This is a genomic window from Streptomyces virginiae, assembly GCF_040638905.1.
Classification (GTDB): domain Bacteria; phylum Actinomycetota; class Actinomycetes; order Streptomycetales; family Streptomycetaceae; genus Streptomyces; species Streptomyces virginiae_B.
The window spans coordinates 20,535-33,101 of the sequence record NZ_JBEZYV010000012.1; the positions used below are offsets into that span (position 1 = coordinate 20,535).

Here is a 12,567-nt window from a genome sequence, read left to right on the forward strand (position 1 = left end):
ATCACCTCTGACGCACGTCCCCGAGCGGTATCCGGATCCCCGAGCCGACCTTCCCATCGTAGGAAGGCGGGTCCGGGGCGGCGACCGGGACCGGCGCCCGTGCGCTGGGACGCCGGTGGCGGGGACGCTCCCAGAACTCAAGAACACGAGAGAAAGGACCACACCACACCCCACCCCTCCCGCCCGTGGCACGCACTCACTCGCTTGAGCGAAAAAGGCCAACTTGACTGGCTTCGGGGCGGGTTGCCTGATCTACGCTCAGCGCGACAGACCACATCACCCTGACATGCGTCGGCCCCCGCCGGGACTGCGAATCCCAGTGCGGGGGCCTGACCACCGAGGAAGCAGCCCTTCCCGATGGATACCCAGAACACCAGCGTGCGCCCGCACGCCCAGCCCCGTAACGGCGGGCAAAACCACCCTTCCCGGGGCACCCGAGCGCCCAACCGCTCCGGCGGCGTCATCCACGACAACTCCCGCCACACCAGCCGTTTCACGGTGATCGGCAACCACCTCGCCCAGCACGCCGAGCTGTCGCTGCTGGCCATCGGCCTGGCCGTCCACATCCAGGGTCGCGCGGTCGAGGACGTCCTGGCCGTTCTGGCGGAGCGGGGTATCGATGTTCCGGAGGCGGTTCGTGAGCGAATCACCGGCTGCGGTGACGCCGAGACCCTGGGCCGCTGGCTCCGGCGGGCCGTGACCGCGCCCTCGGCCGACGCGATCTTCGGGGGCGGGTAGCGGGCGCCGTCAGGCGCGGGTGGTCACCGGGGCGGTGGCGCTGCTGCCGGCCACGACGCGGGTCGCCCGCGGCGGCGTACGGCGGTCCAGGCGCAGGGCGGTCACGGCGAGGGCGATCGCGGTCACCGTCATGGCGGCGCCGGCCCAGGCGGTCGCGGAGAAGTTCAGACCCGCGTCGATGACGGTGCCGCCGAGCCAGGGGCCGCCGGTGTTGCCGAGGTTGAAGGCGGCCGTGGTGGTGGCTCCGGCCAGCGTCGGCGCGGCACCGGCCACGTTGAACATGCGGGCGTTGAGTGCCGGGGCGGTGAAGAACGCCGAGACGCCCAGCAGGAAGGACAGCGTGATCGCGGCGACGGCGACCGGGGCCAGGAGGGCGAGTACGGTCAGGAAGACGGTGGAGGCGGTGATGCCCCAGATCATCACGCCGAACAGGTGCGCGTCGGCGACCCGGCCGCCGATGGTCGTGCCGACGAGCGCGCCGATCCCGAAGAGGCCGAGGATCCACGGGACCCACTTCGAGTCCAGCCCGGCCACGTCCGTGAGCAGCGGCGACAGGTAGCTGAAGGCGCAGAAGACGCCGCCCGCCCCCAGGGCGGTGATGCCGATCGCGAGCCACACCTGGCGGTCGCCGTAGATGCGCAGCTCGCGGCGGAGCGTCGGCCTCTCGCTGGGCAGCGGGATCCGGGGGATCAGGGCGAGGATGCCGGCGAGGGCGACCGCGGAGGCCGCGGCAACTGACCAGAACGCGGAGCGCCAGCCCAGGTGCTCGCCGAGGAACGCGCCGGCCGGGACGCCGAGGACGTTGGCGATGGACAGGCCGCCGATCATCACGGCCATCGCGCGGGCGCGCTGGTCCTTGTCGACCATGGCGATGGCCACGGCCGCGCCGACGGCCCAGAAGCCGGCGCAGGCGAAGGCCGCGACCACGCGGGAGGCGAAGAGGAGCTCGTAGGAGGGGGCCAGCGCGCCCGCGACCTGGCCGAGGCCGAAGAGGCTGATCAGGGCGATGAGGGTGGTGCGGCGGGGGAGGCGCAGGGTGGCCACGGCCAGCAGGGGAGCGCCGATGACCATGCCGATCGCGAACGCGGAGATGAGCAGACCCGCCTGCGGGATGCTGACGCCCATGTCGTCGGCGATCGGCGGCAGCAGCCCGGAGAGCATGAACTCGCTGGTGCCGAGTGCGAAGACGGACAGGCCGAGGACGTAGACGGCGACGGGCATGCGGGGGCGTGCGGCGACTGCGGGCATGACTGTCACCAACCCGTGCGAACGCGCTTGAATTCCCCCGGGTGTGTCATTCCTGTGACGGCTGTGCGGTCAGGGTGGCGAGCTCGGCGGCCAGGTTCGCGCGGGCCGGGGCCTCCCAGTGCGCCGTGCCGTAGGGGGTGCGGAAGAGCCGCGGCAGGTCGAGGAGCTGGCGCAGTACGGCGGCTCGGCCGGCGCGGAAGGCGTCGTCGGGGACGAAGCCGTACTCGTCGCGGACGGCGGCGGCGTAGGCGGCGTACGCCTGCGCGGAGCCGGCCAGCACCGCCAGGTCCGCGTCGCAGAGCACCTCGCCGTCGGTGTCGCCGGGGGCGGGGTCGTGGGTGACGGTGAGCCGGACCAGGCGGGCCACCTCGGCGGTGCGGGCGGCGTCGACGCCCAGCTCGGGGAGGGCGCGCTCGGCCAGGGCGGCGCTGCGCTCCTCGTTCTCGGAGCGGTCGGGACGGTAGACGGCGTCGTGGAACCAGGCGGCGAGCCGGACGGCGGCGGGGTCGGCGGCGTAGGGGGCCAGTACGTCGATCCGTGCGAGTACGTCGGCCAGGTGCGCGGTGGTGTGGTAGCGGCGCTGCGGCTCCGCCCAGGCGGCGAGGAGGCGGTCGGCGTAGGGGTCGGGATCGCGGTCGGCGGGGGCGCCGGCCTCGGCGACGGCGGCCCGCCAGCGGGCGCGGAGGTCCGTCGTGTCGGTGTGCGGGGTGCCTATGTCCATGCGCACATTGTGGGGGTGGCGTGATTGTGCTGGTGGAGCGCGGCCGGAGGAACGTACCCTGGGTATTGGACTAGACCTATTTTGTGTGGCTTCTCGAAGGATGGGATCGAATGAGCAACCGTGCGCTCCTGGAGGTGATCGCCCTCGACGTGGAGGACGCGGTCGCGGCCCAGGCCGGTGGGGCCGATCGACTGGAGCTGGTCACCGACATGGCCGCCGACGGGCTCACCCCGGCGCGCGAGACGTTCGCGGCGATCCGGGCGGCGGTCGACATCCCGCTGCGCGTGATGATCCGCACGGCGGACGGCTTCGCCGCGGGGGACGTCTCGGTCCTGGCCGCGACGGCGCGTCGGCTGCGGGCGGAGGGCGCGCGGGAGTTCGTCCTCGGCTTCCTGCGCGCGGACGGCAGCCCCGATCTGGCCGCCGTCGAGGCGGTCGTCGCGGAGCTGGACGGCTGCCCGTGGACCTTCCACCGGGCGATCGACCGCGCGGCGGACCGGGACCAGCTGCGCAAGGCGCTGGCCGACCTGCCCGGCCTCGACACCTACCTGACGGCGGGCTCGGCGGCCGGGGTCGACGAGGGTCTGGCGGTGCTGCTCGCGGAGGCGGGGCGGGGTGGCGAGCCGGGGTACGGGGCGCGGATCCTCGTCGGCGGCGGCCTGACGCTCGCCCACCTGCCGGTGCTGCGGGCGGGCGGGGTCGACGCGTTCCACATCGGCGGGGCGGCGCGGCCCGACGGCTGGGCCCGGCCGGTCTCGGCGTCGGCGGTCGCCGAATGGCGCGCTGCACTGGACGAATCCAGCCCCGCCGGCGTTTGAGGGCGGGGGCCGGGGTCAGGTCAGGGCTGGGGGGAGGGGGGTGGCGTGGAGGGCTGTCAGGCCCGAGACGGCTCGGGTGAGGCAGACGTACAGGCGGCGCAGGCCGGTCCGTTCGTCCGGTTCGCCGTCGACGATCGCCGCCGGCTCGTCGAGTACGACGTAGTCGTACTCCAGGCCCTTCGCCAGCGATGCCGGGACCAGGGTCAGGCGGGACTCCGCGGTCGTCTCCTCGCCGGGCGACAGGTACGGCAGGTCCGCCGCCAGCAGGGCCTCGGCCAGGACGGGGATGCGGGCGTCAGCCGCGATCAGGCCGATCGAGCCCTCACGGGTCAGGGATTCGCGGCAGGCCCGGACCACCGATGCGGTCAGGTCGTCCGTCGCCGTCACCCGCAGCGAGCCCGGAGTCTCACGGACCGAGGAGACCGGGGCCAGGCCCGGGGAGATCTCCGGCAGCAGGCGGGAGGCGTAGGCGATCACCTCGCGCGGCACGCGGAAGCCCGCCGTCAGCTCCTCCAGCACCGCCTGCGGCTTGCCCAGGTGCGCCAGGGCCTCGTCCCAGCTGCGCGTGGCCCACGGCGTGGTGCCCTGCGCGAGGTCGCCGAGGACCGTCGCCGAGCCGGTCGTGCAGCGCCGTCCCACCGCCCGGTACTGCATGGGGGAGAGGTCCTGGGCCTCATCGAGGACGACGTGGCCGAGCGAGGGCGTGCGTTCCACCAGGTCGGCGGCCTCGTCGATGAGAACCAGGTCCGCCGCCGACCACTTCGCCGACTTCACGCTCCGGAACGGCTTGGGCCACAGCAGGAGTTTCTGTTCGCCCGCCGTCAGGACGTCCTGCGCGTGGACGGCGAGGAAGTCCGGGTCGGAGAGGAGGCGCAGGACCAGCTTCGCCGGTTCGACGGGCGGCCAGATCTCCTTCACCGCCGCCTTCACGGCCGCGTTGCGCGCCACCGCGTCCTGTACGCGGTCGTCGGGAGCCTCGCCGGCCTGTTCCATGCGGACCAGGACGGCGTGCGCGATGCGCTGGGGGAGGGCGTCACGGGCGGCGCCGTAGCGGATGTCGCGGTTCTGCAGCTCCTCGACCATCTCCTCCAGCTCGTAGGCCGGCACGCGCCAGCGGCGTGAGCCGCGGACCACCATCAGCGGCTCCGTGGGGCGGCCGACGTGCGAGCGGACCGCGCGGCGCAGCACCTCCGCCATGCGGGCGTCGCCCTTGACGACGGCGGTCTCGGCCGGGTCGGTGCCGCGTACCTCCAGGCCCTCGCGGGCGACCAGGTCGTCGACGGTGGCCTGCTTGACCTCCAGCTCGCCCAGGGCCGGCAGGACCTGCTCGATGTAGTGCAGGAAGGAACGGTTCGGCCCGATGACGAGGGTGCCGGTGCGGGCGAGGCGCTCGCGGTGGGCGTAGAGCAGGTACGCCACGCGGTGCAGGCCGACGGCGGTCTTCCCGGTGCCGGGGCCTCCCTGGACGCAGACGGAGCCGGACAGGCCGGAGCGGACGATCTCGTCCTGTTCGGGCTGGATCGTCGCGACGATGTCGCGCATGGGGCCGACGCGCGGCCGCTCGATCTCCTGCTGGAGCAGCTTGCTGACCGCGGCGGCCTCGGCGGGGTCGGAGAGGTGCTCGTCCTCGTACGCGGTGAGTTCGCCGCCCGTGTAGCCGAAGCGGCGGCGCAGGGCGATGTCCTGCGGGTCCTTCTTGGAGGCCCGGTAGAACGGCTGGGAGACGGGTGCGCGCCAGTCGATGACCATCGGGTCGCCGTCGGCGTCGTGGACGTGGCGGCGGCCGATGTAGAACTGCTCGCCCCCCGCGCCTTCGGCGAGCTCGGCGCCGGGGGCGTGGAGGTAGTCGAGGCGGCCGAAGAAGAGGGGCGTGTGGGCGAGGTCGGCGAGGGCCTTGATGCGGTCGTCGATCTGGGCCTGGAGGACGATCGCGTTGACCCAGTTCGCGGTGACGTCGCGGATGTCGAGGGCCTCGACGTCCTCGCGCATGGCGCGCAGGGCCGAACGCGAGGCGGCGAGGTGGGCCCGTTCGCGGCCCAGCGGGTCGGCGGGCGAGGTCGCGTCGTCGGGGGTGGTGTCGGGAGCGTGCGCGGGCACGGGACTGCCTCCAGCTGCTGGTACGGAACAGATGCCCCCGGTTTCCGGCCGGCGGGCGGCTCTCCCCGATGAGGCGGTGGGAGGCGGCAAGAGCGGAGATTGTAGTCAGCGGGGCGCGTCCGCGCGAACGAATTCAACGGGCCCGAAGTCCGTCCGGGCGGGACCTCCGTATGGGTGTCGTACCCGGGAGTGTCAGGCCTTCGGGAGGCCCGGCAGGGAGTGTCTTGTCGATCAGGCCGGAACTCCCTAGGGGACGGCATGCGACGGGAGGATGAGGCGGGGGGCCTTGGGATTGGCTCCGCAGAGCGATGTGGATCGGGTGGCGGCGGCGCACCATGGATGTATGAGCACCGCAACCTTCACCCCGATCCGGGGCGGCCGCCCGAGCGGCGCCACCGCCATCTCCGACTCCACTCCCCGCCACCGCCTCGGCAGCGTGCTGCACGCCGCGAAGGTGTTCGTGACGGCCGCGGTGAGCGTCGTCGTGCTGGGCGAGTACGCCGAGGACGCGGGCGTCATACGTCGCTGACGGCCCGCCCGCGGTGTCAGGCGTCGACCGCCTGGTAGACCGTGGTCCAGAAGTCGTGGATGAGCTGCGCCGGAGCCGCAGTGGTCAGCCCGACCTGCGTGAGCAGGATGCCGGTGATCCCGTTCTCCGGGTCGGCGTACGCCGAGGTGCCGGTTCCGCCGTCCCAGCCGAACTGGCCGAGGGGCGCGTAGTCGCCGCGGTAGGTGCGCACCGCCATTCCGAAGCCCCAGCCGCCCTGCTGTCCCTGGCCGAACGACACGTGGACGGCGCTGCGCGCGAGGGCGGATCGCGCGGCCTCCTGCTCGGGGGTGAGGCGATTGGTGGTCATCAGCTCGACGGCGGGCCGGGACAGGATCCGCCGGCTGCCGTTCATGCCGTGGTCGAGCAGCATCCGGAAGTAGGCGTGGTAGTCGTCGACGGTGGAGACCAGCCCGCCGCCGCCCGCCTGGAACGCCGGGGGTGCGCTGTACTGCCCGGTCTTCGCCTCGTCCCAGACGGTGAACTCACCGGTCTGCGGGTCGGGCGCGTAGCTGGGCGGCAGCCGGTCGATCTTGTCGGCGGGCACGTGGAAGGCGGTGTCCTTCATCCCGAGCGGATCGAGGACGCGCTCGCGCAGGAAGGTCTCGAACGGCCGGCCCGTGACCCGCGAGACGAGGACGCCGAGCACGTCGTGGCTGAGGTGGTACTGCCAGTGCTCGCCGGGCTGGCGCATCAGCGGGAGGGTGCCGAGGCGGCGCATCCACTCGTCCTGCTCCGGCAGCGGCACCGCGCCCTGGCTGAAGACGCCGCTCTCGAAGATCGCGTTGAAGATCGGAGAGCCCACCGCGGTGAGGTCGATGCCGAGGCCGAAGGTGGAGGTCATCAGGTCCCGGACGGTGATCGGGCGCCGTGCGGGCTCGGTGTCGTCGAGCGGGCCGTCGATCCGCTTCAGCACCTGGCGGCCGGCGAGTTCGGGCAGCCACTGGTCCACCGGGTCGTCCAGCCGCAGCCGGCAGTCGTCGAGGAGGGCCATCGAGGCCGCCATGGTGACCGGCTTGGACGTGGACGCCATCCGGAAGATCGTGTCCCGGCTCATCGGCGCGCCCCCGTCGTGGCGCATCGTCCCGATGGCCTCGACGTGCGTCTCCTCGCCGCGGCTGACCAGGGCGACCACGCCGGGGATCTTCCCGGAGTCGACGTGGCGCGTCAGCACGTCGCGCATTGTGCGCAGGCCTGCTTCGGAGAAGCCGCCGTTGGTCCTGTCCATGATAAATCTCCCCGTGGTCCGTGTTCGGCATTTGCTGAACGATTTCGAAGCTACATTGCGTTCAATGATCGGTCAACAAACGGGGAGGCTGGAACTGCCTCGTATTTCGCGGAGCTCAGTCCTGTGTTGCAATGAATGTGTGGCTGAATGCAATGGGTGGTCGATGCGTACATTGCAATGACCTGGGGGTGAATGCATACTGCCGACGGGACGGTACGACGCGTCGACAGAGCGGAGCGAGCACAGATGCCCGGAGGCAGGCTCACCAGTGAGGAACGCCGGTCCATCGCCACGGGGCTGGCCGAAGGACTCGGCTACGCCGAGATCGGCCGGCGGCTCGGGCGGCCCGCCTCGACCGTGATGCGCGAGGTCGCCCGCAACGGCGGACCCGACGGCTACGGGGCCGACCGGGCCGAGGAGGCCACTCGTGACCGGGCCCGCCGGCGCCCGCAGGACCGGACGCAGCCGGCGCCCGTCGCCGACGGCGGCCACGCCGACGGCCGGGACCCCGGGGCCGTGCGGGACTTCACGGACTCCTTCACCGAGCTGCTCGTCCAGCAGGGGCTGCCCCGCATGGCCGCCCGGGTGCTCATGTGCCTGTACGTCACCGACTCGGGCGCCCTCACCGCCGCCGAGCTGGTCCAGCGCCTCCGCGTCAGCCCGGCGTCCGTCTCGCACGCCGTCGCCTTCCTCGAACAGCAGGGGATGCTCAGCCGGCAGCGCGCCTCCGGCGGGCGCCGCGAGCGCTACGTCATCGACGACGCGGTCTGGCTGCGCTCCACGCTCGCGGCGGTGCGGATGAACGACGTCCTGGCGGGCGAGTCCCGGCGCGGCGCCGAGATCCTCGGGGCCGACACCCCGGCCGGCGCCCGCTTCGGGTCATCCGCCGAGTTCCTGCTCCTCATGAGCCGGACGCTCCGGCAGGTCATGGAGGAGTGGCGGCGCAGGCCGCCCGTGCGTCCGGAGCGGCGAGGCGACTGATCCACTAGGGTCTCGCGCGTGACCCTGAGCCCCGCCCCGCGCCGCTCGCCGTCTTCCCTCGCCGGTGTGCTGGTGACGGGCTCGCTGCTCGTGCTGGGCGTGCTCTGCATCGCCCTGCGCGTCCCGATGGCCGACGCCCTCGTCGAGGGCTTCTCCGCCGCCGAATGGCACCCGCCCGCCGGGTACCCGCCGTTCGCGGCGATCCTGTTCACGCCGGCCGCCTGGCTGCCGACCGGGCTGCTGAAGGCGGTGCTCGTCCTCGGCAACGCCGGCCTGCTCGCCCTGCTGATCGCCCTGTCCTGCCGCCTCGCGGGCCTGCCGGCCAGGACCGGTCCCGTCCTGGCCGCCACCATCGCCGGGCTGTGGCTGGAGCCGCTGTTCCAGGCCCCCCTGCCCGGACAGATCAACCTCGCCCTCGCCTGCCTGGTCCTGTGGGACCTCGGCCGCTCCGCGGCCGCCCTCGGCAAGGGCTTCGCGGTGGGGGTCGCCGCCGGGATCACCCTGACCCCGGCGGTCCTCGTCCCGTACCTGCTGGCCACCCGCCGGGTGCGGGCCGGGCTGACGGCGCTGGCCGCGCTCGCCGGCACCGCCCTGCTCGGACGGCTGGTCCTGCCCGAGGAGTCCGCCGCGTTCTGGTCCCGGCACCTGGCCGCCGCCGGCCGCGCCCTCGTGCTGGACGGGCCGGGCCTGTGGGTGTGGTGCGTCCCGCTGCTCACCGTGGCTGTCGCCCGGGTCCGGGCGGCGCACGGCCGGTCGGTCAGTCGCTGGCCAGCAGCTCGTCGGCGTCCATGATCCGGTAGGCGTAGCCCTGTTCGGCGAGGAAGCGCTGGCGGTGCGCCGCGAAGTCCTGGTCGATCGTGTCGCGCGCGACGACCGAGTAGAAGCGCGCCTCGTGGCCGTCCGCCTTCGGGCGCAGGACGCGGCCCAGGCGCTGCGCCTCCTCCTGGCGCGAGCCGAAGGTGCCCGACACCTGGATGGCGACGGTGGCCTCCGGCAGGTCGATGGAGAAGTTCGCGACCTTCGACACGACCAGCACGCTGATCTCGCCCTGGCGGAAGGCGTCGAAGAGCTTCTCGCGCTGCGCGTTGGAGGTCTCGCCCTTGATGACGGGCGCGTCGAGGTGCTCGCCGAGTTCGTCGAGCTGGTCGATGTACTGGCCGATGACGAGGGTCTGCTCACCCTTGTGCTTGCGCACCAGCGCCTCGGTGACCTTCCGCTTCGTCGCCGTCGTCGCGCAGAAGCGGTACTTCTCCTCCGTCTCGGCGGTCGCGTACGCGAGCCGCTCCGACTCCGTCAGGTTGACCCGCACCTCCACGCAGTCGGCCGGCGCGATGTAGCCCTGCGCCTCGATCTCCTTCCACGGGGCGTCGAACCGCTTCGGCCCGATCAGCGAGAAGACGTCCGACTCCCGGCCGTCCTCGCGCACCAGCGTCGCCGTCAGGCCCAGCCGGCGCCGCGCCTGCAGGTCCGCGGTGAACTTGAAGACCGGCGCGGGCAGCAGGTGCACCTCGTCGTAGACGATCAGGCCCCAGTCCCGCGAGTCGAACAGCTCCAGGTGCGGGTAGACGCCCTTCCGCTTCGTCGTCAGGACCTGGTACGTGGCGATCGTGACCGGCCGGATCTCCTTGCGGGTGCCGGAGTACTCGCCGATCTCCTCCTCCGTCAGCGAGGTCCGCTTGACCAGCTCGTGCTTCCACTGGCGGGCCGAGACGGTGTTCGTCACCAGGATCAGCGTGGTCGCCTTGGCCATCGCCATCGCGCCCGCGCCGACCAGTGTCTTTCCGGCGCCGCAGGGCAGCACGACCACCCCGGAGCCGCCGTGCCAGAAACCCTCGACGGCCTGCTGCTGGTACGGGCGCAGCGCCCAGCCGTTCTCGGCCAGGTCGATCTGGTGCGCCTCACCGTCGACGTAGCCGGCGAGGTCCTCGGCCGGCCAGCCCAGCTTGAGCAGCGTCTGCTTGATCTGCCCGCGCTCGGAGGGGTGCACGGCCACGGTGTCGGGGTCCAGCCGCGCCCCGACCAGCGGAGTGATCTTCTTCGACCGCAGGATCTCCTCCAGAACCGGCCGGTCGGTGCTGGTCAGCACCAGGCCGTGCACGGGGTGCTTGGAGAGGGTGAGGCGGCCGTAGCGGGCCATGGTCTCGGCGACGTCGACCAGCAGGGCGTGCGGCACCGGGTAGCGGGAGTACTCCACGAGCGCGTCGACGACCTGCTCGGCGTCGTGCCCGGCGGCCCGGGCGTTCCACAGCCCGAGCGGGGTGATCCGGTAGGTGTGGATGTGCTCGGGCGCCCGCTCCAGCTCGGCGAACGGAGCGATGGCGCGGCGCGCTGCTCCGGCGAGCTCGTGGTCGACCTCAAGCAGGAGGGTCTTGTCGCTCTGGACGATTAGTGGACCATTCACGCGCGGCGCCCCGTTTCACTCAGGTCAAACCTCCAGTGTGCCGTACGGGGCGGGGGGTGGGAACACGGCGCTGCGACGGGGCGGCGGGCGGGTCAGCGTGCCAGCCCCGCCAGCAGCAGGGCGAGGCCGCCCTGGAACTCCCGGTCGGGGGTGAGGGAGCGCGCGCCGCGGGCGGCCTCGGTCAGGTACGGGTACTCGTCCGCCGGGAGCCCGGCGATCGCGGTGGTGCCCGCGCCGGAGAGGGCGCCGAGGTGTTCCTGCTGGATCGCGCCGATCACGTAGGCGAGCAGGGCGCGCAGGGCGACGATCCGCTCCCGCCGTCCCCCCGCTCGCTGCTGGACCCCCGCGCCTGGTGGCCCGTACTGCGCGCGGTCGCCCTCGGCACGGCCGAGATGCTGCGCGGGCGGCAGAAGGCGCCTGCGCGGACCCAGGGCAACGGCCGCCTCGGACTGCCCGCCGACTTCCTCATCGCCCCCGACGGGACGGTCCTCGCCCGCTCGTACGGCGAGCACGTCGACGACCAGTCGCCGGTGGAACAGCTGCTGACGCTCGCGCGGCGGGCGCGTACGGTCCGGGCATGACCGATGATCAGCACGCCTTAGTCCCCGCCGGATTCACCGTGCCGCGCACCTTCGTCGGTGACGGCTTCCGGCTGGAGCCGCTCGGTCCGCAGCACAACGCCCGCGACCTCGCCGCCTGGACCGCCGGCATCGACCACATCAGGGCCACACCCGGATTCGTGGGCCGGGGCTGGCCACCCGTCGAGGGCATGTCCGCCGAGGCGAACCGCGCCGACCTCGTCCGACACGCGCGGGAGTTCGAAGAGCGGGTCGCCTTCGCGTACACCGTGCTGGAAGGCGACGACGACGGCCCCGGCAGCGGTGACGTCGTCGGATGCCTCTACGTGCACCCCGCGCGCGAGGCACCCGGCCGGATCCAGGTGTCCTCATGGGTCCGGGCCGACCGCGCACACCTGGACGCCCCGCTGCACCACGCCGTACTGGCGTGGCTCCGCGCCGAGTGGCCCTTCGACGCGACGCGCATCGACTACGCGCCCAGGTGAGACGGGCGGGCGGATGAGACGGGGCGGGCGGGCCGGGCGGGGTGGGCCGGGGCCGAACGGGTCGAGGTCGGCGGCCGACGACGTTGCGGCCGGGTGATCGCCGAGGGGCGTCATAGGGTGGCCGTCGCTCCCAGGCGACGTAGGACCGGACGCTCCTCACGAACGGGAACCTCATGACGCAAGCACGCTACGACCGCTCGCTCCTCTTCGACTCCCCCGCCCCCGCCCCCGCCCACACGCCCGTCCACGACATCGGCCTGCTCGTCCTCAGGCTCGTCGTCGGCCTGTCGATGGCCGGCCACGGCACGATGAAGCTCTTCGGCTGGTTCGGCGGCCCGGGCCTCACCGCGACCGGCAAGGGATTCACGAGGGCCGGCTACCCCGCCGGGGACGCCATGGCCGTCATCGCCGGACTCTCCGAGACCCTCGGCGGCCTCGGACTCGCCCTCGGCCTGCTCACCCCGCTCGCCGGCGCGGCCCTGACCGGCGTCTTCATCAACATCCTCGACGTCCGGGGCTTCGACGCCTACTTCCCGCCCAAGGGCATCGAACTCGAAGTCGTGCTGTTCGCCTCGGTCATCGCCCTCACGCTCACCGGGCCCGGCCGCTACGCCGTCGACCACTACCTGCCGGTGCTGCGCGCATCACGGCCCCGCTACTCCGTGCTCGCACTGCTGGCGGGCGCCGTCGTCGGCTTCATCGTCCTGCTCGTCCGCGACTGACGG

General features: G+C 72.9%; 14 protein-coding genes. 8 read left to right on the forward strand and 6 right to left on the reverse strand.

The features are described from left to right. The first annotated feature begins 357 nt into the window (after positions 1 to 357). The gene (locus AB0F82_RS38715) at positions 358 to 738 is read left to right on the forward strand and encodes a hypothetical protein (RefSeq protein ID WP_436842114.1); all 381 of its coding nucleotides are present in this window, start codon (positions 358 to 360) and stop codon (positions 736 to 738) included. Positions 739 to 747: 9 nt separating this feature from the next. Here the strand turns inward: AB0F82_RS38715 and AB0F82_RS18840 are convergent, their stop codons facing one another. Both AB0F82_RS18840 and AB0F82_RS18845 read right to left on the reverse strand, forming a co-directional pair. Continuing rightward, a complete protein-coding gene (locus AB0F82_RS18840; RefSeq protein ID WP_362629201.1) occupies positions 748 to 1,959 on the reverse strand; it encodes a Cmx/CmrA family chloramphenicol efflux MFS transporter in 1,212 nt (403 codons plus the stop codon). A gap of 73 nt (positions 1,960 to 2,032) precedes the next feature. Continuing rightward, entirely contained in the window at positions 2,033 to 2,707 is a 675-nt protein-coding gene (locus AB0F82_RS18845) for an HD domain-containing protein (RefSeq protein WP_362628900.1), read from the reverse strand. 110 nt (positions 2,708 to 2,817) lie between these two features. Between AB0F82_RS18845 and AB0F82_RS18850 the strand changes: the two genes are divergently transcribed. Further along, entirely contained in the window at positions 2,818 to 3,525 is a 708-nt protein-coding gene (locus AB0F82_RS18850; protein ID WP_362628903.1) for a copper homeostasis protein CutC, read from the forward strand. Between the two features lie 15 nt (positions 3,526 to 3,540). Here the strand turns inward: AB0F82_RS18850 and AB0F82_RS18855 are convergent, their stop codons facing one another. After that, positions 3,541 to 5,514, reverse strand: a complete 1,974-nt coding sequence (locus AB0F82_RS18855; RefSeq protein ID WP_362629204.1) for a HelD family protein — start codon at positions 5,512 to 5,514, stop codon at positions 3,541 to 3,543. 451 nt (positions 5,515 to 5,965) lie between these two features. Between AB0F82_RS18855 and AB0F82_RS18860 the strand changes: the two genes are divergently transcribed. Continuing rightward, the gene (locus tag AB0F82_RS18860; protein ID WP_362628905.1) at positions 5,966 to 6,151 is read left to right on the forward strand and encodes a hypothetical protein; all 186 of its coding nucleotides are present in this window, start codon (positions 5,966 to 5,968) and stop codon (positions 6,149 to 6,151) included. A 16-nt stretch (positions 6,152 to 6,167) separates the two neighbouring features. Here the strand turns inward: AB0F82_RS18860 and AB0F82_RS18865 are convergent, their stop codons facing one another. Continuing rightward, positions 6,168 to 7,397 (reverse strand): serine hydrolase domain-containing protein, encoded by a 1,230-nt coding sequence (locus tag AB0F82_RS18865; RefSeq protein WP_362628908.1) that lies wholly within the window; start codon positions 7,395 to 7,397, stop codon positions 6,168 to 6,170. Between the two features lie 246 nt (positions 7,398 to 7,643). On the opposite strand from AB0F82_RS18865, the gene AB0F82_RS18870 reads away from it, so the two are divergent. Beyond that, on the forward strand, positions 7,644 to 8,378 hold the full coding sequence (locus tag AB0F82_RS18870) for a GbsR/MarR family transcriptional regulator (protein WP_362628911.1): 735 nt from the start codon (positions 7,644 to 7,646) through the stop codon (positions 8,376 to 8,378). Positions 8,379 to 8,396: 18 nt separating this feature from the next. Beyond that, positions 8,397 to 9,170, forward strand: a complete 774-nt coding sequence (locus AB0F82_RS18875; protein ID WP_356814075.1) for a glycosyltransferase 87 family protein — start codon at positions 8,397 to 8,399, stop codon at positions 9,168 to 9,170. Here the strand turns inward: AB0F82_RS18875 and AB0F82_RS18880 are convergent. Both AB0F82_RS18880 and AB0F82_RS18885 read right to left on the reverse strand, forming a co-directional pair. Further along, positions 9,136 to 10,779, reverse strand: coding sequence for a DNA repair helicase XPB (locus tag AB0F82_RS18880; RefSeq protein ID WP_362628914.1), 1,644 nt, complete (start codon positions 10,777 to 10,779; stop codon positions 9,136 to 9,138). The two genes, AB0F82_RS18875 and AB0F82_RS18880, sit on opposite strands and share 35 nt — an antisense overlap. A 92-nt stretch (positions 10,780 to 10,871) precedes the next feature. Then, positions 10,872 to 11,057, reverse strand: coding sequence for a TetR/AcrR family transcriptional regulator C-terminal domain-containing protein (locus tag AB0F82_RS18885; protein WP_362628917.1), 186 nt, complete (start codon positions 11,055 to 11,057; stop codon positions 10,872 to 10,874). On the opposite strand from AB0F82_RS18885, the gene AB0F82_RS18890 reads away from it, so the two are divergent. From AB0F82_RS18890 to AB0F82_RS18900, 3 genes are all read left to right on the forward strand, one after another. Then, positions 11,031 to 11,360 carry a hypothetical protein gene (locus tag AB0F82_RS18890; protein WP_362628920.1) on the forward strand — a complete coding sequence of 110 codons (330 nt, stop codon included), beginning with the start codon at positions 11,031 to 11,033 and terminating at the stop codon, positions 11,358 to 11,360. The two genes, AB0F82_RS18885 and AB0F82_RS18890, sit on opposite strands and share 27 nt — an antisense overlap. Next, on the forward strand, positions 11,357 to 11,842 hold the full coding sequence (locus tag AB0F82_RS18895) for an N-acetyltransferase (RefSeq protein WP_362628923.1): 486 nt from the start codon (positions 11,357 to 11,359) through the stop codon (positions 11,840 to 11,842). Before AB0F82_RS18890 ends, AB0F82_RS18895 begins: the two co-directional genes overlap by 4 nt. A 173-nt stretch (positions 11,843 to 12,015) precedes the next feature. Then, complete coding sequence (locus AB0F82_RS18900; protein WP_362628926.1) at positions 12,016 to 12,564, forward strand: DoxX family protein; 549 nt, start codon at positions 12,016 to 12,018, stop codon at positions 12,562 to 12,564. Positions 12,565 to 12,567: the final 3 nt, after the last annotated feature.

Bases quoted from the DNA above. Each gene is read 5' to 3' on its own strand.
- AB0F82_RS18850 (WP_362628903.1), top strand. From the start codon at position 2,818: ATGAGCAACCGTGCGCTCCTGGAGGTGATCGCCCTCGACGTGGAGGAC.
- AB0F82_RS38715 (WP_436842114.1), top strand. From the start codon at position 358: ATGGATACCCAGAACACCAGCGTGCGCCCGCACGCCCAGCCCCGTAAC.
- AB0F82_RS18895 (WP_362628923.1), top strand. From the start codon at position 11,357: ATGACCGATGATCAGCACGCCTTAGTCCCCGCCGGATTCACCGTGCCG.
- AB0F82_RS18860 (WP_362628905.1), top strand. From the start codon at position 5,966: ATGAGCACCGCAACCTTCACCCCGATCCGGGGCGGCCGCCCGAGCGGC.
- AB0F82_RS18855 (WP_362629204.1), bottom strand. From the start codon at position 5,514: ATGCGCGAGGACGTCGAGGCCCTCGACATCCGCGACGTCACCGCGAAC.
- AB0F82_RS18840 (WP_362629201.1), bottom strand. From the start codon at position 1,959: ATGCCCGTCGCCGTCTACGTCCTCGGCCTGTCCGTCTTCGCACTCGGC.
- AB0F82_RS18845 (WP_362628900.1), bottom strand. From the start codon at position 2,707: ATGGACATAGGCACCCCGCACACCGACACGACGGACCTCCGCGCCCGC.
- AB0F82_RS18900 (WP_362628926.1), top strand. From the start codon at position 12,016: ATGACGCAAGCACGCTACGACCGCTCGCTCCTCTTCGACTCCCCCGCC.
- AB0F82_RS18870 (WP_362628911.1), top strand. From the start codon at position 7,644: ATGCCCGGAGGCAGGCTCACCAGTGAGGAACGCCGGTCCATCGCCACG.
- AB0F82_RS18865 (WP_362628908.1), bottom strand. From the start codon at position 7,397: ATGGACAGGACCAACGGCGGCTTCTCCGAAGCAGGCCTGCGCACAATG.